The following is a 22,929-nucleotide window of genomic DNA, read 5'->3' on the forward strand; positions in this document are numbered from 1 at the left end:
GGATCAGGAGAGTTCGTTGATGATGGTTTGCGCCACGTCTTCCAGCGAGGATCGCGTGGCCATGGCGCGGCCCTGGATACGGCGGTGCGCTTCGTGTTCGGTAATGCCCTCGCGGGCGATCAGCAGGGTTTTCGCGGTGGCGACCTTGCTGACGGCGGCGTAACGGTCTTCCAGCTTGCGCACGTGGGCCAGCGTGGCGGCCTGCTGGCGCCAGGCGGTGCGGGCCAGCAGGAGCTGGGTCAGGAGACCGAAGGGCCGGATGGGGCGTTCGATGACGCCGGTGCAGCCGCTTTGCAGCACCAGTTGCAACGTGGCCGGGTTTTCGTATTCGACGATGCCGACCAACGGCGGGCTCAGCTCGTTCAAGCCGTCGGCCAGCTTCTGGATCGCGTCGCGCTGGTCTTCCTCGATGGGCAGGACCACCACGTCGGCGTCGGCGCCAAGCTTTTCGGGCAGTGGCCATTGCTGGGTCGGCACGCAGCCGATGCGCTTCAAATGCGACATTAACAGGCGCGACTCGGCGTCTTGCGGGTGCAGAACCAGCACACGCAGGCCATTGAGTTCACGCAGCGCCGTGGTGCTGCGGCCGGGCCGGGTCGGGGGAGCAGTCACGGTAGCGCCAGGGCCTCAGGGTCCAGCGCGTGGTCAACCAGGTACGGCACCGGCCGCACCGCGGCACGCGCGGCATAAATGATTTCAAACTGCCGCTGGGCATTGATGCGGGCGATGCGTGGCCAGAGCGAGGTGTGCTGCGTGTCGCCGTCTATGGTGACCAGGCCCTGCGGCGCCTCGAACTGGGCGCCGTCCAGCGCCCGCACCAGATCGGGCGGGGCCAGGCTGCCGGCCTGGCGCGCGGCCAAGGCCACCAGATGCACCTGGAAATACGCGGCCTCGGCGCCAGCCGTGATCGGGCTGTCTTCACCGAAGCGGGCGCGATAGGCGTGGGCAAAGCGTCGGCTGGGCTCGGTGTCCAGGGTGGCGAAATACGGCGCGGCCGTGATGTGCCCTTCGGCCTGTTCGGCGGTCAGCGCGGCGACGTCGGTCTCGTTGGTGGCGAGGCTGACGATGGGCATGCGGGCCGGATCCAGGCCCAGTTCGCGGTAGGCGCGATACAGCTTGACGATGTCACGCCCGACCATCGTCGAGTAAATGGCGTCCGGGCAAAGCGCCACCGCGCGCTTGAGCACTTCGGTCACGTCCTCTTGCGGGGCGTTCAGCGGCAGATAGACCTCGTCGACCACCTCGCCGCCCGCCTGTTCATACAGCTCGCGCATGATGCGGTTGGACTCGCGGGGGTAGACATACTGGCCGCCAATGAAGAAAACCCGGTTGCCAAAGTGCCGGATGACATAGCTGGCCAGTTGCACCGAGTTCTGATTGGGCACCGAGCCGCTGTAGAAGCAGTTCGGGGAATACTCGAAGCCTTCGTACAGCGTGGCGTAGAACAGCAGCGCGCGGCGGCTTTCAATGACGGGCAGCACCGCCTTGCGGGTGCTGGACATATGCGTGCCGAAGATCAGCGGCACGCGCTGCACGTCGCACAGCCACTCGGCGGCCTGGCGGTAGTCGGGCGGCTGCGCGCCGACCTGGGCGCGCACCGGGATCAGCGGCACGCCGGCAATGCCTCCGGCGGCATTGACCTCGTCGATGGCCAGCAGGGTGGCGTTTTCCTGGGTGACCTCGGTGGCCGCCGTCAGGCTTTCGTGCGAAAACAGCAGGCCGACCCGATGACCGTGTGCGGGGCTCACAGCGCCGTCCAGTCGAGCGAACGCTCGAAAGCATGGGCGGCGCGGTACAGCGTCGATTCGTCGAAATGACGGCCGATCAGCATCATGCCGACCGGCAGGCCATCGCGCAGGGCGCAGGGCACGGAAATGGCCGGGTGGCCAGTGACGTCGAAGGGCGCGGTGTTGGCGTTCATCTCAAGGGCGCGGGTCACGAAGAGGTCGGGCGCCGCGCCGGCATCGATGAGGCGCGGCGCGCGCATCGGCACCGTCGGCATCAGCAGCACGTCGACGCGGGCCAAAGCCTGATCATAGGCCTGGCGCAGGCGGCGCGCGAGGTTTTGCGCCTTGCCATAGTACTGGCCGCCGTAGCGCGCATAGAAATACTCGCCGGCCAGCAGGCAGGTCTTGACGTCGTGGGGGAATTCGTCGGCGTGGTCGCGCCAGTGGCGCTGCGCCTGCATCAGGCCGGTCACGTACAGGCCCTTCCAGTTGGTGCCGTAGTTGAAGCCCTTCATCTGCTGGGTCGTGCCTTCAACGGCGATCGGCGTCCAGATCGCGTGGCCCTTGCGGTGCAGGGGCACCGGCAGTTCGATGACCTCTGCGCCCAACGCGGCCAGTTCGGCGGCGGCCCGGCGCACGCCATCGTCGACCTCGGGTTCGCTGTTGTGCCAGCCAAAGCCTTCGGGCACCACCCCGATGCGCAAGCCCTTGAGCGGCTGGCCCAGCGCATCGCAATAGGCGGGGCGCCCAGCCGGCAGGTTCTGCTGGCGCGGATCCAGGCCATCGGCGCCCGCGATGGCGTCCAGCAGCAAGGCGTTGTCGGCCACCGTGGCGGTCATGATGCCGGCGTGGTCCAGCGTCATTTCAATCGGCATGATGCCGGTGTAGGGGATGAGGCCATGAGTGGGCTTCATGCCGTAAATGCCCGAGTACGCGGCGGGAATGCGCACCGATCCGCCCTGGTCGGTGCCGATCGCCATGTCGGCTTCGCCCGCGCCGACCAGGGCCGCCGCGCCCGAGGAGGAGCCGCCCGCCGAATGGTCGGGGTTGCGCGGATTGCGCACGGGGCCCGCGGCATTGGTATGGCTGCTGCCCGACACGCAGAAATACTCGCAGTGCGCTTTGCCCACGATGCGGCCGCCCGCGTCCAGGATGCGGGTGGCGACCGTCGCGTCCTGGTCCGGCACATAGCCGCGCAGCGTAGCCGCGCCGTTCATCATGGGCACGCCGGCCAGGCACACGTTGTCCTTGAGCACCACGCGCTTGCCGGCCAGCGGGCCGCCGGGGCGGCCATCGATGTCGGTGCGCACATACCAGGCGTTGAGCGGGTTGTTTTCGGGCTGCTCGCCCGGCGTGCGCGGATAGCGCACGACCGGGGGCTGGTCGATCAAGGCATCGACCTGGTCATAGTCGGCAAACGTGGCCTCCAGAATGCGGTCGTAGGCCCGCAGTGTGGCGTCGTCCAGATTCAGGCCGATGCGGCGCGCGGCCTGGTCCAGCGCTTCCAGAGTGGGACGGGGAAGGGACATCTCGGATTCCGTATCAGGATTGCAGACCGCCGAAACGCCGGGCGATCTCTTGGGGAGTGGTGGTGGCGGTGGGAACGTCGGCGATCAGCTCGCCTTTTTCCAGCACCAGGATTCGGTCGGACAACGCGCACAGAAAGTCGATGTCCTGTTCGACCAGCAGGATGGCAATGCCATGCGAGGCGCGCAGGGTCTGCAAGGCTTCGACGATCTCATCGCAGATCGAGGGCTGGATGCCTTCGGTGGGTTCGTCCAGCAGCATGAGCCGGGGCTCGCCGCACAGGCAGCGGGCCAGCGCCAGCAGTTGCTGCTCGCCGCCCGACAGGCTGCCGCCCGGGCGGTCCAGCAGGCGCTGCAGGCGCGGAAAAACCGTCAGCACCGAATCGATCCTGGCGTCGGCCTCGCGCAGATTCTTCACGCAGCCCATGCGCAGGTTCTCGGCCACGCTCAGCGCTGGGAAGATCTGCCGCCCCTGGGGCACGAAGCCCAGGCCCTGGCGGGCCCGCGCGTGCGGCGCCAGCGCGCCTATCTTTCGTTCGCCCAGCGTCAGCTCGCCGCCGGTGAGCGGCAGTTCGCCCATCAGCGCGCGCAGCAGCGTGGTCTTGCCCATGCCGTTGCGGCCCAGGATGCCGGTGAATTCTCCGGCGGCCATCTGGAAACTGACGCCATGCAGCACCGGGATGCGGCCGTAGCCGGCTTTCAGATCATGCGCGTGGAGCATGCGTTTCTCCTTGCTTGCCCAGATAGGCGGCGCGCACGCCTTCGTGCGCCATGATGTCGTCGAAACTGCCTTCCGCCAGCACTTCGCCCTGGTTGAAAACGGTGATGCGGCCCGCGATCAGGCGGATGAAGGCCATGTCATGCTCGACCACGACGACGGTGCTGTGGCGGTTGATGGCCGCGATCACCTCGGCGGTCCTGCGCACTTCCTGGTGCGTCATGCCGGCCGCCGGTTCGTCCAGCAGGACCAGTTCGGGCCGCGATGCCAGGATCATGCCCAGCTCGACCCACTGGCGTTGACCGTGGGCCAGCGCGTTGACGGGCGTGGCGGCCTGCGCCTGCAGGCCGATCTCGGCCAGCACTTGGGCGGCGATCTCGGCCGGCGCACCCTCGGCGCGCCGCGCGGCCGCCAGCCTCAGGTTCTCGCGCACGTCCAGGCCTTCGAAGACGCTGGGCACCTGGGTCTTGATGCCGATGCCCAGCCGCGCCACTTCGTGCGTCGCCAGGCCGCGCAGGGGTTGGCCCTTGAAGCGGATCTCGCCGTGGGTCGGGCGCAACTGTCCCGACAGCATCTTGAAGAATGTGCTCTTGCCGGCGCCATTGGGACCGATCAGGCAGCGCACCTCGCCCAGTTCCAGGCGGAAATCGACTTCACGCACCGCGTGCACGCCGCCAAAACTTACGCCCAGGCCCTGGGTTTCCAACAAAAGCGTACTCATGCCTGCTCCTTCGGCGAGCGCAACAGACGGCGGGCGGCGTCGGCCACCGTCGGCGCCAGGCCCCGGGGGATCAACAGCACAAACAGGATGAGGATCACCCCGAGCACGAGGCCGGTGTCCACGGTGTGCTGTGCGCCCAGTTGGGTGACCATGGCTTGCAGCGCCACGCACGCGATGACGGGACCGATCAGGGTGCCGCGTCCGCCGACAATCACCCAGATGATGATCTGCGCCGACTGCGACAGGCCGAAGACGCCGGGACTGACGAACGCGCCCCAGTTCGCGTACAGCATGCCCGCCAGCCCGGCCAGCGCGCCGCCCAGCGTAAAGGCGGCCAGCTTGTACAGGCTGGCGTCGTAGCCCAGCAGCAGGGCGCGCTGTTCGTTCTCGCGCACCGCGGCGACCACGCGTCCAAGGCGCGACGCCATGACGGCGCGCAGGCCGAAATAGGCCGCGATCAGGAGCAAGGCAGCCAGCGTGAAGCTGCCTTCCGGAGACAGCGGTTCGGCCGCGCCGGGCAAGGTCAGCGGCGGGATCGACGGAATGCCGTTGAAGCCGCCCAGCAGGGCCTCGCCGATGCGATAGCTGTCGCCCGACGTGGAATTCATCAAGTTAAAGAGGATCAGCGTCACGGCCAGCGTGATGACGCCCAGGTACACGTCGCTGATCTTGCCGTAGAACATGAAATAGCCCAGCAGCGCGGCAAAGGCCGCCGGCACGGCGACAGCCAGCGCCATGGCCCCCAGGCCCGGCCCGAAGTTAAAGGCGCCGACCGCCCAGGCATAGGCGCCCAGGCCAAAGAAGGCCGCCTGTCCAAAGCACAGGATGCCGCCATGCCCCCAGACAAAAGCCAGGCTCAGGGCCAGCAGGGCCATGACCAGGTAGACGGTCATGGACAGCAGGCTGAACATATCGACGACGGTGGGCAGGAACACCGCGGCCGCGATGGCCACGGCGCCCAGCCCCAGAGAAATCACGGGTACACGCATCAGATTGCTCGCTTGAAGAATCGGCCGGTGATGCCTTGCGGCAGCAGACGGATCAGCACGATGGCGGCCAGCAGCAGCGCCACCTGGCCGTAGACCGGCGTGGCCAGAAACGTCACGCCCTGGCTGATGGCGCCGAAAAAGCCCGAGGCGCTTACCGTGCCGGCGATGACCGCGCTGCCCCCGCTGATCACCGTGATGAAGGCTTTGGCGATATAGGCCGCACCGATGGTCGGGATGACGCCGGTCAGCGGCGCCAGCACGGCCCCGGCCATGCCGGACAAGGCCGCGCCCAGGCCGAAGGTCAGCTTGTAGACGCCATTGGGGTTCATGCCCAGGGCGTTGGCCATGGCCGCGTTCTGCATGCAGGCGCGCGCACGCAGGCCGAAGTCCGTAAAGCGCAGCAAGCACCACAGCGCCACCATGACGCCCGCGGCCAACGCGATCAGAAAGAGGGTGTAGCCGCTGGCCTGGCGCGTGCCGATGGCAACGCCGCCCAAGGGCGAGGAGATGCCGACGGTGGTGTTGCCGAAGACCATGGTGGCCAGGCCGATGACCGCCAGCGACAGCCCCCACGTGGCGAGCATGGTGTCTATCATGCGCCCATAGAGGTGACGCACCAGCAGGTGTTCAACCAGCACGCCAAACAGGCCGACGGCCAGCGGCGCCAGGACCAGCATGGAAATCCAGATCGGCACGCCCCATTGATTGGTGGCCAGGATGGCGACATAGCCGCCCAGCATCATGAACTCGCCATGCGCGAGGTTGATGATCTTCATCATCCCGAATACCACCGCCAAACCGACGCTCAAGAGCGCCAGGATGGCGATCGCACCCAGGATATCGATGGCATAGATGACAACGATATCCATGGATCGCTCAGAACTTGATGGCGTACTGACGGTTGTCCGCCGGGTTTTTGATCAGGTCGCAGACGGCGGCCGTGTCGCCGGGCTGCTGCTGGGGAAAGCTCTCGACCAGATTGAGCTTGCGGTCACGCACCTCGGCAATGTGTACGTCCAGGGTGCAGTGGTGGGTTGCCGGATCCAGCGTCACGCGGCCGCTGGGGGCATCGATGGCAATGCCGGATTCCAGCGCGTCGATGACCTTCATCCGGTCCACCGAGCCGGCCTTGCGCACGCCTTCGGCCCAGAGCATGAAGCCCTGGTAGGCGCCCATGGCCAGTTCCGTGATGTAGGGATAGTCGGCGCCGTAGCGGGCATGAAAGCGTTTGACGAAGTCGGCGTTGACCGCGCCGGGCAGCTCTTGCAGATAGTTCTGGCAGACCAGGAAGCCGTTGCATTCCTCGGGCGACAACACAATGTGCTCATTGCCGCCGGCGAAGGTCGTGGAGGCGAGGGGGATCTTGCCCGTCATGCCGGTGGCTTTCCATTGGCGATAGAACGACATGTGCGCACCGCCCACCAGCGCCGACCAGATGAAGTCCGGCGAAGCGGCCTGGATCTTCGAAATCGCCGCGCCGAAGTCGGTGACGTCCAGCGGGAAGAACTCGGTCGCCACGGTCTTGCCTCCCACGTCGGCGGCGTACTTGCGCACCCAGTTGGACACGATCTGGCCGTAGTTGTAGTCGGCCGCCACGATGTAGACCTTCTTGCCCCATTTCTTGACCGCGTGGGGCGCGAGCTTCTGCACGGTCTGCGCAGGCGTGACGCCGGCGGCGAAGTAGTTGCGGTCGCACACGCCGCCTTCGTACTGGTTGTCGTAGAAGTACAGCGTGCGATAGCGGTTCAGCACCGGGCGCACGACCTCGCGCGAAGCCGACGTAATGCCCGCGTGCACCACGGCCGCCTTGTCGCGCAGCGCGGCCTGCTGCGCGAACTGGGCATACAGCTGCATGTTGGACTGCGCATCGTACGCAATGAAGTTGAGCGGCTTGCCCAAGAGGCCGCCCTTGGCGTTGATCTCTTCGGCCGCAAACCGCAGCGCGTCCATCACCGGCTTGCCGTAGATATCCAGGCCGCCCGACAGATCGTAGATGGCGGCGACATTGATTTTTTCCTCGCCGGCCGCAAACGCGCGCGTGCCGGAGAGCCCCATCAGGGTGGCGGAGGCAGCGGTAGCAGCGGTGGACGAGAGGAACTGACGGCGGTTCATGCTCATGTTGGTAGGCCCCTTGAGCGCTTGCGGCGCGCACGGACCCACGCCCGGCGCAAAAGACAGGGACGAGCAGGGGCCAACGCCGAAAGTCGCGTAGACGTGTGTAGGTGTTTGGATGTGCCGAGAAGTCGGCTGGATGTCGACGCCGTTGTCGACGAGAAAAACTGAGCGGCCTTGTTGGCAGTTGCGCCTTTGGAACTTGCCCGGCCGGTCCTCGGGGAAGAGGACAAGGCGAATTCTAGGGGAAGGATTTGGCGCGGAATAGCCCCGGGATTTCCCTAGGCTGGTTTGCGCGGGGCAGGGCATGACGTCCCGCGGCTGTGGGCACATCCGTCGCGCGCCGATGGCGCACCGATGGCGCACCGATCGCGCACCGACGCTGCATGAAAAAACTTTCCCCCGGTTTTCGCATTTCGGATAGCGCCTGGCCCAATCAGGAACTATTTTTGATTCAGCGCAATAAGAGACTTCTCAATTCCTGACACACCATCGTCCGCCTTGCCCCCCATGTCGGAGAACGAACGTGAGACAGAAGCTGAAGATCGGATTGACCGTGGCGGCGATTCTTGGGGCTTCGGCCGCAATCGGCGCCTATGTGGCGGGAACCTTCACCACACCCCAAGCCACTGTCGCCAAGTTGGGCGACGGCAAAAGCGGCCCGGCAGGCATGGCCTGGATCCCCGGGAACGAATTCCTGATGGGCAACGACCATCAGATGTCGCAGCCCAACGAACGTCCCGCGCACAAGGTGCGGGTAAGCGGCTTCTGGATGGACGTTAACGACGTCACCAATGCGCAATTCCGCCGTTTCGTCGACGCCACCGGCTATGTCACCACCGCAGAGCAAAAACCGCGTTGGGAAGACCTGCGTCCGCAGCTGCCGCCCGGCACGCCGCGCCCGGACGACAGCGCGCTGGTGCCGGGCGGCATGGTCTTCATCGGCACCGAAACCGAAGTCTCGCTGCGCGATTTCTCGCAATGGTGGCGCTTCGTGCCCGGGGCCAACTGGCGTCATCCGCTGGGGCCCGGCAGCAATATCGACGGCAAGGATGAACACCCGGTCGTGCAAGTGTCATACGAAGACGCGCAGGCCTATGCCAAATGGGCCGGCAAACGTCTGCCGACCGAGGCCGAATGGGAGTTCGCCGCGCGAGGCGGGCTGGAACAGGCGACCTATAGCTGGGGCAATGAACTGCAGCCCGACGGCAAGGCCATGGCCAACATCTGGGACACCCGGCAGCAGCAACCGTTTCCCGTGGTCAAGGATGAGAAGGTGCAAGTGGGCACGACGCCGGTCGGCAGCTATGCGCCCAATGGATACGGCCTGTACGACATGGCTGGCAATGTCTGGCAATGGACGGCCGATTGGTATCGCGCGGACGCGTTCCAGGTGCAGGCGCAATTCCGCCAGCCCCCGCAGGACCCTGCGGGACCTGCCGACAGCTTCGACCCCGACGATCGCAGCGTGCCGGCGGCGGCGCCCAAGCGCGTTACCCGCGGCGGCTCGTTTCTCTGCAGCGATACCTATTGCATCAGCTACCGCGCCAGCGCCCGGCGCGGCACCGACCCGCTCAACCCCATGTCGCACCTGGGCTTTCGCACCGTCATGACGCCGGACCAATGGAAGCTGGCCAAGGCCCGGCAGGGCAGCATCGCCAGCCGTTGATCATCCGCTCCTTGCGAGCGGCCTATCCTGGTGGGGGGAAGAGGCATGGCGAATCGTGACGGCATTCTGGCGCTTGAACAGGCGGTGTCCCGGGAAGTGCTTGGGCAGGCACCCGTAATCCGCAAGATCATCCTGGCGCTGCTGGCGGACGGACACGTCCTGCTCGAAAGCTTGCCTGGCCTGGCCAAGACGCGGTCGGTCAAGGCGCTGGCCGCGCACCTTGCGGCCGAGATGCGCCGCATCCAGTTCACCCCGGACCTGCTGCCGTCGGATATCACCGGCGCCGACGTCCTGCAGCAGGACGCGCAAGGGCGGCACGAGGTCGCCTTCCAGCCGGGCCCGCTGTTCGGCAATCTCATCCTGGCCGACGAGGTGAACCGGGCGCCCGCCAAGGTCCAGTCGGCCCTGCTGGAAGCCATGGAGGAACGGCAGATCACGGTCGGCGGCGAAACGCGCGCCATGCCGCCGCTGTTCATGGTGCTGGCCACGCAGAACCCGATCGAGCAGGAGGGCACCTATCCCTTGCCCGAGGCTCAGATGGACCGATTCCTGATGAAGATCAGCTTCGATTATCCGGCGGCCGACGACGAGGCGGCGATGCTCGCGCTGTTGCGCCAGCCGCGCGAGGCGAAGGCGGCGCCGACGCGCCTGTCCCAGGAATATCTGTTCGCCTGCCGGGCCGACGCCGCGGCCGTCCACGTGTCGGCGGCGACCGACCGCTACATCGTCGACCTGGTCAACAACACGCGGCGTCCGGGCGACCCCGAGTTGGCGCGCTGGATCCAGGTGGGCGCCAGTCCGCGCGGCGCCATCGCGCTGGACCGCGCCGCGCGCGCGCACGCCTGGTTGTCGGGCGCGGACTTCAGTTCGCCCGACGACGTGCGCGAGGTGGCCCACGCGGTGCTGTGCCATCGCCTGCACCTGTCTTACGACGCGGTGGCCGATGGCGTGACGCCCGGTGCGGCGATCGACCGTCTGCTGGACACGGTCGCGGTGCCCGCCTAGGGACCCGCCCAAGGGACGCCAACGTGGAATCGCACCCCGTCCATCCGCCGCTGCACGAGCTCGTCGCCCTGGAAGGGGCGATCGCCGGGCTGTCCTTTCATGCGGCCCAGCCGCTGGGCAGCGTGCTGGCCGGTCTGCACGGCTCGCGGCTGCGCGGCCGAGGGCTGGACTTTGCCGAGCTGCGCCGCTATGTGGCCGGCGACGACTTGCGTCAACTGGACCTGCGGGCCTCGCTGCGCTACGGCAAACCCTATGTGCGCGCCTACACCGAGGAGCGCGACCGCCCCACGCTGGTGCTGGCGGACCAGCGCATGAGCATGTATTTCGGATCGGTGCGGGCCTTCAAGTGCGCCGTCGCCGCGCGCGTCGCCGCGATGGCGGCCTGGATGGCGTTGCGGGCTGGTGACCGCGTCGGCGGCATCGTCTTCGACGATGACGGCCAGCGCAGCATCAAACCCCTGCGCAGCCGGGACCGCGTGCGCACGTTCCTGGCGGAAGTGGTCCGGGCCAACCAGGGCCTGTCGGCCGAGCGTCCAGACCGCCCCCGGACGGGGGGCCTGAACGCGGCGCTGCGCGCGGCCCTGGCGCAGGCGCCGCACGATAGCCTGGTCTGCATCGTCAGCGACTTCTCTGGCGCCGACGACGACACCTTGCGCAGCCTGCGTCTGCTGGCGGCGCACAATGACGTGGTCGCGGCGCTGATCTTCGACCCGATGGCGCAGAACATTCCGGCCCGCGGCCATTTGCTGGTGACCCAGGGCGAGCTGCACCTGGAAATCGCCGTGGGAAGTCAGCGCGAACGCCAGCCGCTGGCCAATTTCTTCAGCGGCCGTTTGCGCGAGGTGGCCGAGCTGCTGCGCCGCAGCCGCGTGCCCTTGCTTACCATCGACACCGCGCAGGACGAGGCCACGCAGTTGCGCAGCGAGCTGGGCCGGCGGGCCACAGGAGGGCGGCCATGAACGCCGAACTGCCCGGCCTGGATCAGTTGCGCGAGCTGCCTTTGCCCGCGCCGGTTTCCTATTGGCCGCAGACCTGGGGCTGGGCGGTGCTGGCCTTGCTGTTGGCGGTGGTGGCGGGCGGACTGGCGCTGCGCGGGTTGCGGCGCTGGCGCAGGAACCGCTACCGGCGCGAGGCGCTTTCCGAGTTGGGACAGATCGAGGCCGCCGCCGCGTCCGATCCGCTGGCGGCGCGCGGCCTGCCCGCGCTCCTCAAGCGCACCGCGCTGGCCGCGCAAGCGCCCGGGGGCAAGGCCGCGCCCCTGACGGGCGAGGCCTGGGCGGCATGGCTGGCCCGCAACGGCCCGCCGCTGCCCGGCGATGGCGCGCATCTGCTGGCGACGCTGGCCTATGGGCCGGACGCGGCCGTGCGCACCCTGGATCCGGCAGAGGTGCGCCGGCTGCTGGCGGCGGCCCGGCACTGGATGGAGCGTCATCATGTGGCGGCTTGAGTATCCCTGGCTACTGGCGGCGGCGCCGCTGGCCTGGGCCGCCTATCGCTGGCTGCCGCCTTATGTGCAGGCTCGCAGCGCACTGCGCACGCCGTTCTTCGACACCATGGCAAGGCTGACGGGCAAGTCGCCCACGCGCCCCGGCGTGGCGGCCGGCGCGGGGCAGCTATGGCTGAACGTGGCGGTGTGGCTGCTGCTGCTGTTGGCGATTGCCCGCCCGCAATGGGTCGAGCCGCCCCTGACCCATACCGAGCCGGTGCGCGACATCCTGCTGGCGGTGGACATCTCGCAATCCATGGATAGCGCCGATTTCCACGATGCCCAGGGCAGGCCGGCCACGCGCTGGCAGGCAGTCAGGGACGTGGTGTCGGATTTCATCGCCAAACGCGGCGACGACCGGCTGGGGCTGATCGTGTTCGGCACGGGGGCCTATCCCCAGGCGCCGCTGACCCGCGACCATGCAACCCTGAGCCTGCTGCTGGACCAGACCGCCGTCGGCATGGCCGGGCCGAATACCGCCATCGGCGACGCGATCGGGCTGGGCATCCGCATGCTGGACGCGGCCCGGGAGCGCGACAAGGTCATGATCCTGCTGACCGACGGCAACGATACCGCCAGCGCGGTGCCGCCGCCGCGCGCGGCCCGGCTTGCCGCCTCGCACCACATCGTCGTGCATACGATAGGCATTGGCGATCCCCAGGCCAGCGGCGAGGACCGGGTGGACTTCGATGCGCTGCAGGCCATTGCCAACGCGACGGGCGGGCGGTTCTTCCGCGCCGGCGACCTGACCGCGCTGCAAGAGGTCTACGCCGAACTGGATCGCCTGACGCCGCAAGAGGTGAACACGCTGCGGCATCAGCCCAAGCACGAGTATTTCTGGGCGCCTCTGGCCGCGGCGCTGGCCTTGCTGGCGCTCTGGCACGCCGTCGCGGCCCTGCGAATGCACGTCGGCGCGGGCAAGGGCAGGGGGAGCGCATCGTGGACCTGAGCGCCTTTCACTTCCTGCGGCCATGGTTCCTGCTGGGCATTGCGCTGGCCATCGCCCTGTGGGCGGCCGGCCGCGCGCACCGGGGCGGGGTGGGGGACAGCGGAATCGCGCCCCATCTGTTGCCCTATCTGACCGTGCGGTCGGCCGGATCGCGCGGTCCTCGGCCGCTGGACCTGGTGGCGGCGATGCTGGCGCTGGGGTCGGTGGCCGCGGCGGGACCCGCCTGGCAACGGGACGAACCCGACTTCCTCGACAACGTGGCGCCGCTGGTCGCCGCGGTCGACCTGTCGGCGACGATGGACGCCACGGATGTGCCCCCCTCGCGGCTGGAAGCCGCCAAGCAGACGCTGCGCGACCTGGCCGCCAGGCGGGCGGGCGCCAAGACCGGCCTTATCGCCTACGCCGGCAGCAGCCACCTGGTGCTCCCGCCCACCGACGACCGGGAACTGCTGGACCTGTTTATCCAGGCGCTGTCCACCGACCTCATCGAACGGGACGGGCGCGACGTGCCGGGCGCCATCGCGCTGGCGGCGCAGGTGCTGGCGACCGAACGCGCCGGCGGCACGTTGCTCCTGATGACCGACGGCGCGTCCGCCGCCGACCCGGTCCGCCGGCAGGCGCAGGCCGCCGGCAATCTGCAGATTCTCGTCATGGCGGTGGGCAGGGCCGACTCGCAGGGAGGCATCGACGAGCCCGCCTTGCGCGACCTGGCCCGTGCCGCCGATGCGCCGCTGGGCAGCCTGACCGCCACCCCGGACGACCTGGACTGGATCACCCTGCACGCGCAACAGCACTTCCAGTCCGTGCAGGACGCCGGCGCCGGTCCGTCTCACTGGAAAGACGCGGGATATTGGCTGTGCTGGCCCTTGGCCTTGCTCGCGCTGCTGGCCGTGCGGCGCGGCTGGCGGGTGCCGTGGCAGGCCTGCGTGCTGGCGGGCGTGTTTGCCTTTGCGGCGCCGCCGCAGGTCCACGCCAACGGGCTGGCCGACGCGTTCCTCACGCCCGACCAGCAGGGCCGCCTGGCGTTCGACCGCGGCGACTTCAGCGCGGCCGCCGGGCATTTCCAGAATCCTTACTGGAAAGGGCGCGCGGCCTATGCGGCCGGCGATTATGCCGCCGCCCTGGCGGCCTTTTCGCAGCAGACCACGCCCGAGGCGTATTTCTATGTTGGCAACACGCAGGTGCGGCTGCGCCGGTATGACGCGGCGCTGGCGGCCTACGACCGGGCGCTGGCGCTTCGGCCCGGGTGGCCGGCAGCGGTGGAGAACCGCGGCATCGTGGCGCGCCTGCTCGCCGCGATGAGCGAGGAGCAGCAGGGCGACCAGGCCGAGCCCCCCGATCAGACCATCGCCGACAAGACCGCCCAGGCAGGCCAACTTGCCACCGTGCAGGTCCGGCAGGCGGCGTCGGAAGACATCTGGCTGCGCACGCTGAGCCTGTCGCCCGCGCGCTTTCTCCGCGGCAAGTTCGCGGTCCAGGACGCGGGGAGGCAGCCATGATGCGCCGGGCCTGCCGATGCGGCCTGCTGCCGGAGATGGCGGCGTCGATGGCACTGGTGTTGGCGGTGGCGCTGGCGCTGGTGCTGGGAATCGCGCTGCCGCTTCCGCTGCACGCGCAGGACACGGCGGTTCTGCGTGTGACTGCCCAGGCGCCCGCCCAGGGCCAGACAGGCGCCACGGTCGAGCTGCATCTCGAAGTCATGACCAGCACCTGGTTCACCCAACCGCCCCAGTTGCCGAAACTGGAGCTGCCCGGCGTCATGGTGACCCCGCCGTCAGGCCAGGGCGAACTGGTGCGCGACGAACGGGACGGCGTGGCCTTGAACGGCTTGCGCTACACCTACCTGCTCAGTGCGCAGTCCGCCGGCACCCTGCACATTCCGGCCTTGCGCGTATCGGCCCACCTGGGCCCGGGCGGCGCCGCCACCACGGCCGAGAGCGTGCCGCTGTCCATCGCGATTTCGGGCGAAGCCCAGCCAGACAAGGTCGTGGGGGAACTGACCGTGACGCAGTCCTTTGCGCTGGCCCCTGATCCCCTCGTCCAGGGCGGCCGCATTACGCGCAGCGTCACGCAGCGCGCGGACGGCGTGCAGCCCATGCTGCTGCCGCCCGCTCCGCTGGCGGACGTGCCGCATTTCAAGCGCTATCCGCGCGAGCCCGAGGTCATCACGCTGACGGACGGACGCGGCGGCTTCGTGGGCGCGCAACGGATCGACCGGGCCGATTATGTGGCGCAGGAGGCGGGCAGCTTCGCGTTGCCGCCGCTGACATTGCACTGGACCGACGGACGCAGCGGCGCGGCGCAAAGCCAGACCTTGCCCGGCCGCCAGGTGGACGTGGCCGCCGCGCCCGCGGCCCCGCCGCCTTTTTCGCTGAGCGAGGACCTTGCCAAGCTGCGCCACGGCGCGCGCTGGGCGCTGCCAGCGTGGGCGATGCCCGTGCTGGCCGGCCTGGCCGCCGTGGGACTGGCGCTGTGGCTGGGCTGGTCCTGGTGGAAACGGCAGGCGCGGGCCCTGGGCGCCGCCGTCCAGCGCGGCAGGCAACGCTGGCGGGCAAGCGAACCGTGCTATTGGCGGGCCTGGCGCCGCGAGGCGCGCGCGTCGCGCCCCGTGCTGAGCGATTTCTACCGATGGATGCGGCGCAGCGGCGGCGCGGTGGCGCTGCGGGCGGCGCTGGCCCCGATGAACGAGCGGGACCGCGAGTTTGCGCAAGCCACGCTGCGCCAGGTGTACGGAACGGGCGCAGGCGGGGACGGCTGGCGGGCTCGCCTGGCCTCGCGCAGCCGCGCATGGCGCAAAGCCTGGCGCCGGTCCACGCCGGCCCGCCACGCCTTGCCTGTGGAACTCAATCCTGTGAACCAAGGGCGCGATCCGCGCACGGGGAGAAGCTGATGCGGCGTTTCAATGAACTCGAACCGGTGCGGCGCTGGCTCGCAATGATGTGGCTGCTGGCGCTGTGCCTGCTGGCCGGCTGCGCGGCGCCGCAATCCCATACGCATGCCGACCTGCCTTCCTGGGCGGACGGCCCCTCGCGCGACGCCATCGTCGAATTCGTGAAGGCCGTGACACAGCCGGGCAGTCCGGATTTCGTGGCGCCGGAAGCGCGCATCGCCGTCTTCGACAACGACGGCACGCTCTGGAGCGAACAGCCTTTGTACTTCGAGGTGCTGTTCGCATTGGACGAGGTCCGCGCGCAGGCGCCTTCCCATCCCGAATGGCAGGTGCGCCAGCCGTTCAAGGCCGCGTTGCAGAACGACCAGGCCGCCCTCGCCAAGTCGGGCTCGCACGGCATGATGGAGATCATCGTTGCCACTCACACCGGCATGAGCGTCGACCAGTTCAGCCAGCGCGTCGATCGCTGGCGGCAGACCGCGCACCATCCCCAGACCGGCATGCTCTACAGCAGCATGACGTACCTGCCAATGCGGGAGCTGCTGGACTACCTGCGCGCCCGCGATTTCAAGACGTACATCGTCTCTGGCGGCGAGACCGAGTTCATGCGTCCTTGGACGCAGGCCGCGTACGGCATCCCGCCGGAACAGGTCATCGGCACCGTTCTCGCTACCGATTTCGTGTCCGACGGGGCCACGTTCCAGCTCATGCGTCAGCCCAAGCTGGAGTTCAACGACGACGGCCCCGGCAAGCCGGTGGCGATCCAGCGCCAGATCGGGCGCCGGCCGATCCTGGCGTTCGGCAACTCGGACGGCGATCTGCAGATGCTCCAGTGGACCATGGCCGGCCCCGGCAAGCGCTTTGCCGGCCTGGTCCATCACACCGACGCCAAACGCGAATGGGCGTATGACCGCCAATCCCACGTCGGCCGCCTTGACAAAGCCCTGGACGCAGCGCGCGTCCAGGGTTGGACGATTGTTGATATGGAAAAGGAGTGGAAGCGAATCTACCCGTCTGAAAAACCTTGATTGTTTCTGTTGACTAGGTGCCCGTGCGCGGGCAAGGAGAGCAGCGATGAAAGCAAGACGATGGTGGGGAGCGGCCTTGATGGTCGCCAGCAGCCTCGCGCTGGCGGGCGGGGTCCATGCCCAGAGCGCGCCGCCCAAAGCCCAGGAGTCCGGCAAGAAGCCCAACATACTCGTCATATTCGGCGATGATGTCGGTCAGACGAACATCAGCGCCTATGGCAAGGGCGTGGTCGGTTACACCACGCCGAATATCGACCGCATCGCCAAGGAAGGGCTGATATTCACGGACTACTATGCCGAGAACAGTTGCACGGCAGGCCGCTCGACGTTCATCACCGGTCAGGTCGCGCGTCGCACGGGACTTTCCAAGGTGGGTATGCCCGGCGCGCCGGTCGGCCTGCAGGACCGTGACATCACGATCGCACAGGCGCTGAAATCGCACGGCTACGCCACGGCGCAGTTCGGCAAGAATCACCTGGGCGACCGGGACGAGTTTCTGCCCACCAAGCACGGCTTCGATCAATTCTTCGGCAATCTCTATCACCTGAATGCCGAGGAAGAGCCCGAGCGCCCGTATTGGCCCAAGAACTCCAACGACCCCATCATCAAGAGCTATCAGCCGCGCGGGGTCATCAAGGCCAGTGCCGACGGGAAGATCGAGGATACCGGCGCGCTCACCGCCAAACGCATGGAAACCATCGACGATGAGACCGTGGGCGCGGCGCTGGACTACCTGGACAAGCACGGCAAGGCCGAGAAGCCGTTCTTCCTCTGGATGAACACGACCCGCATGCACGTCTACACCCATATCCGCCCGGAGCATCGAGGCAAGAGCGGCATGCCCGGCAACGACTATGCCGACGGCATGTGGGAGCATGACCAGGACGTGGGCAAGCTGTTGAAAAAGCTCGACGACCTGGGGATCGCGGACAACACCATCGTGATCTACACCACCGACAACGGACCCAATCAGTTCAGTTGGCCGGACGCTGCCACGACGCCGTTCCGCAACGAGAAGAACTCGAACTGGGAAGGGGCGTACCGGGTGCCTGCGATGATACGTTGGCCGGGTCACATTCCCGCCGGCGAAGTCAAGACGGGCATTGTGTCGGGGCTCGACTGGTTTCCCACGCTGCTCGCGGCAATCGGGGACCAGGACGTCAAACAGCGCCTGCTGAAAGGCTGGACCCCCGACGGGGCCGGCCGGAGCTACAAGGTGCACCTCGACGGCTACAACCAGCTTGATTACCTGACAGGCAAGGCACCCGACAGCGCGCGGGAAGACTTCTTTTACTTCAACGACGACGGCATGTTGGTCGCGATGCGGTATCAGAACTGGAAGGCGGTCTTTTGCGAGCAGCAGGCGCCCGGCGGGTTCGCGGTGTGGAAAGACCCGTTCGTGTGCCTGCGTGTGCCCAAGCTCTTCAACCTGCGCATGGACCCCTATGAACGCGCGGATGTCGTCTCCAACCAGTATTACGACTGGCTCGTGAAGAACGATTACCTGCCGCTCATTGCGTCGATGAAGGCCGGGGAGTTCCTCAAGACGTTCATCGAGTATCCGCCCAGCCAGCGGCCTGCCACGTTCAGCGTGGACCAGGTCCAGGAAGAAGTGGATCGCGCGATCGAAAAGCAGTTCGAAGAGGCGGCCAAGAAGCAGGCCAAGTAGGACGGGGCGCGGCGGCGGTCATGTCCGCCGCCGCGCATCGCCAACGTTGAAGGGCAGAGGGGTTATGAACGCTTCGGTGCGAAAGATGCCGGTCCACGCAACGGCCGGCGCGCGGGCGAGGGCGGGCGGCCGCCTGTGGGCGCCGGCGGTCCTGCTGGTCGTTTCCGGCATGGCTGCCCTGATCTTCCAGATTCTGTGGATCAAACAGCTCTCCTTGATCGTGGGCGTGGAAGTTCATGCGATCGCCCTTGCCGTCAGCGCCTTCTTTTTCGGCCTGGCCGTGGGCAGCGCCTGGCTGGGACGCGTGGCTGACCGCAGCGCCAACCCCTTGCGGCTGTATGCGGGCATCGAACTGGGCGTGGCCTTGCTTGCCCTGGGGGTGACCTGGGCGCTCTCGCATGGCGCGGCGCAGTTTGCGCGCGCCGAACAGGCCTGGTCCTGGGGGGCCTGGCTGACGCTGCTTGCCGTGGTGGCCATCCCGCCGATGCTGATGGGCGGGACGCTGCCCGTGCTGTTGCGGGCCTGCGGCGCGGCCCAGGTCGGCAGGGCCGGCGGAATTCTGTATGCCGCCAATACCGCGGGCGCCATTGCCGGCGCGCTGCTGCCTGCCTTCGTGCTGATTCCCGCCTACGGCGTCGGGCGCACGGCGTGCGCCGCGGCCGTCTTGAATCTTGCGGCCGCGGCCGGCGCCTGGGCGCTGCAGCGCCGCGCGCCGGCCCCCGCGCCGCGCGCCCCGTCCACCGCGCCTGCCCGGGCCTTGTCGGGCGAAGCCTGGCTGGCCATCGGGCTGTACAGCGCGGCGGGCGCCATCGCGATGGGCTATGAAGTGCTGTGGTCCCAGATGGTGGTGCCTTTCATGAGCACCCGGGCTTTCGCGTTCTCGGTGGTGCTGGCCGTCTATCTGGCCGGACTGGCGCTGGGCGCGGCGTTATACGCGCGCTGGGAGCATCGCCTGCGCGACCCCTGGCGGGTATTTGCGCTGCTGATCGCCGGCGCGGGTCTGGTGGCGCTGTTGGAAGTGGTGCTGCTGGGCCCATGGCTCATCGATGCCCAGTCGATGGCCGAGGCCGCGGTGCGGCAATGGAGCGACAGCGGCCTGGCCGGCATGAGCGCCCGGTTCGCGGTCGTCGCCTCCTGGGTAGTGCTGTTGCCGACCCTGCTGCTCGGCGCGGCCTTTCCGGCCGTGCTGCGCATCGCGGTTCCTGCCGACCGCCGAGGGCAGGGCGCGGGGCTGGTCCTGGCGGGAAATACGCTGGGCGGGATCGCCGGCACCCTGCTTGTGGCATTCGTCCTGTTGCCGCGCCTGGGCACGGTGCACGCGCTCGCCGTCCTGGCCGCAGCCGCCTGCGCCGTCGGCATCGCGGCGGTCTGGCGCACCGGCGAGCCGATGACCCGCGCGGTGGCGGTTGCCCTGTTTGGCGCCGTGCTGATCCTGGGTTGGGCGCTGCCGGCGGATCACCTGGCGCGGCGGCTGCCGGGGGCCAAAGACGGCAAGCTGGTCTTTTACGACGAAAGCCGGGGAGGCACGGTCGCGGTCGTGGAACGAGGCGAAGGCGAGCAGCGGTTCCGGCGGCTCTACATCCAGGGCGTTTCCAACTCCGGCGACGCCATGCCGTCGCTGCGCTATATGCGGCTGCAGGCGTTGCTGCCGCTCGTCGTCCACGCGGGCGAACCGCGCTCCGCGCTGGTAATCGGCTATGGGACAGGCATCACGGCCGGGGCTTTGTCGCGATACCCGGGCCTGGAACGGCGCGTGGTCGCGGAATTGCTGCCCGGCGTCCTGCGGGCCGGCGCGCTGTTCAAAGGCAGCTATGACGCGGCAGTCGATCCGGGCCTGGATCGCCGTCTGCGCGACGGACGGCGCGAATTGCTCACCAGCCAGGAGCGCTATGACCTGATCACGCTTGAACCGCCGCCGCCCTCGGCCGCGGGCGTGGTCAACCTCTATTCGCAGGATTTTTATGAACTGGCGGCCACGCGCCTGAATCCTCAAGGGGTGGTTGCGCAGTGGCTGCCGCTTCCCACGCAGAACCTGGACGACACCCGGGCACTGGTGGCCAGCTTCATCGCCGTGTTTCCCCATGCCACGCTGTGGACGACGGAATTGCACGAGATGCTGCTGGTCGGCTCCCTGCAGCCAATGCCCCTGGACGCGGCGCGGATAGCAGGGCGCATGGCCGACCCGCGGCTACGCCAGGCCCTTGCGGACGTTGGCGTCGGTTCGCCCGCCGCGCTGCTGGCGACGTGGGTGACGGACAGGGAAGGTTTGGCGCGCTTTGCGGGGCAAACACCGCCCGTAACGGACGATCGTCCCGCCATCGAGTACGCCGCCTGGGTCCGGCCGCGCGAGATCGTGCATACGCTGCCCGCCTTGCTGGCGCTGCGCGGGGAACCGCCACTGGGCGGCGGCGCCCCGGCGCTGTTCTCCGAAATCAAGCAGGAACGCGCCGTTCTCGATCTGTTCTATCGGAGCGCGTTGGCCGCCTACCGCGGGGACCGGCAGGAGTGGGGCCGGCATGCGGACGCGTTGGCGCACCGGGCTCGGGACAATCCCTATCTGCGCTGGTTCATGGCAGGGACCGACACCAGATGAGCAATCCAAAGGGCTGGCGCCAGCAGCAACCTGCGCCGTTAACCATCACGATGCACCGGGTGACCGAATGAACTACTCGCTTCTTCTTGCCGGATTGGCAGTCGCGTTCTTCGTATTGCTGCTGGCGGCCATGCAGCTCGGGAAATGGGTGGGCCGACGCAACGAGGAGAAGGGCGCCTCGGGCGTCTCCATCATCGAAGGCTCGGTCTTCGCGCTGCTGGGTTTGCTGGTGGCCTTCACGTTCTCGGGCGCCGCCCAGCGGATGGCCGACCGCCGCGATCTGCTGGTCCAGGAGGTCAACGCCATCGGGACGGCGTGGCTGCGCATCGACATGGTCAACGCGGCCGACCAGCCGCGTCTGCGCGATCAATTCCGCCGCTATGTCGACGAGCGCATCAACTACTATCGCAGCGTGGCCGATGTGGCGCAGCGCGACGTCGTCGCCGGCCGCGTCGGGGCGCTGCAAAAGGAAATCTGGGGCACGTCGATGCAGGCCGCGCGCGCTAGCCTGCCGCCCTTTGCCGCGTCCTACGTCGGCGCGGTCAACGAAATGTTCGATGTCGCCACCGCCCAGACCGTGGCGCAGAAAGTGCATCCTCCCGTGGCGACCTACGCCTTCCTGGGTTTCCTGACCCTGGTGGCGGCCGGCCTGGTCGGCCTGAACCTCGGCGCTTCCAAGCGCGGGACGTTACTGCACCAGGTGGTGTACGCCGTCGTCATGACGGCGGCCCTGTACATCATCATCGATTTCGAGTTTCCCCGTATCGGCACGATACGCATCGACCAGAGCGATGCCTTGCTGCTGTCGCAGCGGCAATCCATGGTCGATCCCGACGGCGGCACGCGCTAGGAGAAGCCCATGGCCACCGGTGGCGAGCGCTTGGCGCAGCGGGCAGCCGTAGGTTTCGGGGCATGGACGCTGGCGGCGGCGTGCGGCGCGCCAGCCGCCGCCTGGGCCCAGGAGGGCGTGCGCCTGAGCAATGACGACCTGCAGAAGCGCGCCAACGGCGTGCTGGCGCTGATGTCGTTCTCCATTGTTCCCGACATCACGACCAGCTCGCTCAACATCGGCAGCGGCGGGGGTTCGACCTCGGGATCCACCCAGTTCTTCATGACGCAGCTGGGGGGAGGGGACACGATTTCCGATTCCGTACCCATCTATCTGGAAGGCGTGCTGGCCGGCAGCCGATACGATCCGACCTTCGTCGCCTCGCAGGGCGCCGAAACGCGGCGCATCCCCGCCAAATGGAACAGCGTCTCGGCCACGGGAGGCATCGGCTGGGATTTCAAGCTGACCGATGAACTCAAGCTGCGTCCCATCTTCAACATCGCGCTGGGCAATGTGACCAGCGACCTGCGCGCCGCAAGCTGGTATGTAGGGCAGCGCACCGGCAGGGATGTCGACTTCCTGGACCGGGGCTCCCTGAACGCGTATGGGCTGGGGGGTTCCATCATGCTGGATTACGAACACTACCGGCCGGGCTACGAGGTGGACGTGGAATTGCGCTATTCCGATATCCGCCTGAGCAGCTTCGACAGCTCCGCGGCGGTAAGCGGCAATGCCATCGCGCAATCCGCCAATCTATGGGCGCGCTATCGGGCGCCCACCGGCATCGTCGCGCTGCAGCGGCCGCTGCGCTACGTGCTGGAACTGACCCACTCCGAATTCCTGGGCGATCAAAAGGGAATCCTCGGGTTTGACCGCCTCACTTCCGTGGGCGCGGGCCTGGAACTGGATTCAAGCGCCTACAACCTGTTCATCACCCGCACGCGCCTGGTGGGCCGCTACGTGTTCGGCAACAACGTGTCCGGCTTCTCGGTCGGGCTGGCGGTGAGCTTCTGATGGA

General features: G+C 67.9%; 20 protein-coding genes. 12 read left to right on the forward strand and 8 right to left on the reverse strand.

Features of this window, described 5'->3' with window-relative positions; translation table 11 throughout:
- Positions 1–3 precede the first annotated feature (3 nt).
- From BMW75_RS02040 to BMW75_RS02075, 8 genes are read right to left on the reverse strand one after another with little or no spacing between them, the layout of a single operon-like run.
- Positions 4–612, reverse strand: coding sequence for an ANTAR domain-containing response regulator (locus BMW75_RS02040; protein ID WP_092576035.1), 609 nt, complete (start codon positions 610–612; stop codon positions 4–6).
- Positions 609–1,748, reverse strand: coding sequence for a transporter substrate-binding domain-containing protein (locus BMW75_RS02045; RefSeq protein WP_092576038.1), 1,140 nt, complete (start codon positions 1,746–1,748; stop codon positions 609–611). Before BMW75_RS02045 ends, BMW75_RS02040 begins: the two co-directional genes overlap by 4 nt.
- Entirely contained in the window at positions 1,745–3,256 is a 1,512-nt protein-coding gene (locus tag BMW75_RS02050) for an amidase (protein ID WP_092576041.1), read from the reverse strand. Before BMW75_RS02050 ends, BMW75_RS02045 begins: the two co-directional genes overlap by 4 nt.
- A 13-nt stretch (positions 3,257–3,269) precedes the next feature.
- Positions 3,270–3,974 (reverse strand): ABC transporter ATP-binding protein, encoded by a 705-nt coding sequence (locus BMW75_RS02055; protein ID WP_092576044.1) that lies wholly within the window; start codon positions 3,972–3,974, stop codon positions 3,270–3,272.
- Positions 3,958–4,692, reverse strand: a complete 735-nt coding sequence (locus BMW75_RS02060) for an ATP-binding cassette domain-containing protein (protein WP_092576047.1) — start codon at positions 4,690–4,692, stop codon at positions 3,958–3,960. Before BMW75_RS02060 ends, BMW75_RS02055 begins: the two co-directional genes overlap by 17 nt.
- Positions 4,689–5,681: an ABC transporter permease subunit gene (locus tag BMW75_RS02065; protein WP_092576049.1), complete on the reverse strand. Its 993-nt coding sequence runs from the start codon at positions 5,679–5,681 to the stop codon at positions 4,689–4,691. Before BMW75_RS02065 ends, BMW75_RS02060 begins: the two co-directional genes overlap by 4 nt.
- Positions 5,681–6,550: an ABC transporter permease subunit gene (locus tag BMW75_RS02070; RefSeq protein WP_076520848.1), complete on the reverse strand. Its 870-nt coding sequence runs from the start codon at positions 6,548–6,550 to the stop codon at positions 5,681–5,683. The genes BMW75_RS02065 and BMW75_RS02070 overlap by 1 nt, the downstream gene beginning before the upstream one ends.
- Before the next feature lie 7 nt (positions 6,551–6,557).
- A complete protein-coding gene (locus BMW75_RS02075) occupies positions 6,558–7,799 on the reverse strand; it encodes an urea ABC transporter substrate-binding protein (protein ID WP_092576052.1) in 1,242 nt (413 codons plus the stop codon).
- 520 nt (positions 7,800–8,319) lie between these two features.
- On the opposite strand from BMW75_RS02075, the gene BMW75_RS02080 reads away from it, so the two are divergent.
- The 12 genes from BMW75_RS02080 to BMW75_RS02135 all read left to right on the forward strand — a co-directional run bounded on the left by BMW75_RS02080 (position 8,320) and on the right by BMW75_RS02135 (position 22,925).
- Entirely contained in the window at positions 8,320–9,462 is a 1,143-nt protein-coding gene (locus tag BMW75_RS02080) for a formylglycine-generating enzyme family protein (RefSeq protein WP_092576057.1), read from the forward strand.
- Positions 9,463–9,507: 45 nt separating this feature from the next.
- Positions 9,508–10,467 carry an AAA family ATPase gene (locus BMW75_RS02085; protein ID WP_092576060.1) on the forward strand — a complete coding sequence of 320 codons (960 nt, stop codon included), beginning with the start codon at positions 9,508–9,510 and terminating at the stop codon, positions 10,465–10,467.
- Between the two features lie 23 nt (positions 10,468–10,490).
- Positions 10,491–11,426, forward strand: a complete 936-nt coding sequence (locus BMW75_RS02090; protein WP_076520844.1) for a DUF58 domain-containing protein — start codon at positions 10,491–10,493, stop codon at positions 11,424–11,426.
- The gene (locus tag BMW75_RS02095; RefSeq protein WP_092576062.1) at positions 11,423–11,914 is read left to right on the forward strand and encodes a DUF4381 domain-containing protein; all 492 of its coding nucleotides are present in this window, start codon (positions 11,423–11,425) and stop codon (positions 11,912–11,914) included. Before BMW75_RS02090 ends, BMW75_RS02095 begins: the two co-directional genes overlap by 4 nt.
- Positions 11,901–12,902, forward strand: coding sequence for a vWA domain-containing protein (locus BMW75_RS02100; RefSeq protein WP_092576065.1), 1,002 nt, complete (start codon positions 11,901–11,903; stop codon positions 12,900–12,902). The genes BMW75_RS02095 and BMW75_RS02100 overlap by 14 nt, the downstream gene beginning before the upstream one ends.
- Positions 12,893–14,401, forward strand: coding sequence for a VWA domain-containing protein (locus BMW75_RS02105; RefSeq protein ID WP_092576067.1), 1,509 nt, complete (start codon positions 12,893–12,895; stop codon positions 14,399–14,401). Before BMW75_RS02100 ends, BMW75_RS02105 begins: the two co-directional genes overlap by 10 nt.
- Positions 14,398–15,792, forward strand: a complete 1,395-nt coding sequence (locus BMW75_RS02110) for a hypothetical protein (RefSeq protein WP_254791915.1) — start codon at positions 14,398–14,400, stop codon at positions 15,790–15,792. The genes BMW75_RS02105 and BMW75_RS02110 overlap by 4 nt, the downstream gene beginning before the upstream one ends.
- A complete protein-coding gene (locus BMW75_RS02115; protein ID WP_076520840.1) occupies positions 15,792–16,820 on the forward strand; it encodes an HAD family hydrolase in 1,029 nt (342 codons plus the stop codon). The genes BMW75_RS02110 and BMW75_RS02115 overlap by 1 nt, the downstream gene beginning before the upstream one ends.
- Before the next feature lie 46 nt (positions 16,821–16,866).
- Positions 16,867–18,489, forward strand: coding sequence for an arylsulfatase (locus BMW75_RS02120; RefSeq protein ID WP_092576070.1), 1,623 nt, complete (start codon positions 16,867–16,869; stop codon positions 18,487–18,489).
- Between the two features lie 85 nt (positions 18,490–18,574).
- The gene (locus BMW75_RS02125; protein ID WP_254791916.1) at positions 18,575–21,082 is read left to right on the forward strand and encodes a fused MFS/spermidine synthase; all 2,508 of its coding nucleotides are present in this window, start codon (positions 18,575–18,577) and stop codon (positions 21,080–21,082) included.
- A 67-nt stretch (positions 21,083–21,149) separates the two neighbouring features.
- A complete protein-coding gene (locus BMW75_RS02130; protein ID WP_092576075.1) occupies positions 21,150–21,932 on the forward strand; it encodes a bestrophin-like domain in 783 nt (260 codons plus the stop codon).
- A gap of 9 nt (positions 21,933–21,941) precedes the next feature.
- Positions 21,942–22,925 carry a hypothetical protein gene (locus BMW75_RS02135; RefSeq protein WP_076520836.1) on the forward strand — a complete coding sequence of 328 codons (984 nt, stop codon included), beginning with the start codon at positions 21,942–21,944 and terminating at the stop codon, positions 22,923–22,925.
- The last annotated feature ends 4 nt before the right edge of the window (positions 22,926–22,929 follow it).

Source organism: Achromobacter sp. NFACC18-2 (assembly GCF_900108985.1).
Lineage (GTDB): Bacteria > Pseudomonadota > Gammaproteobacteria > Burkholderiales > Burkholderiaceae_B > Achromobacter.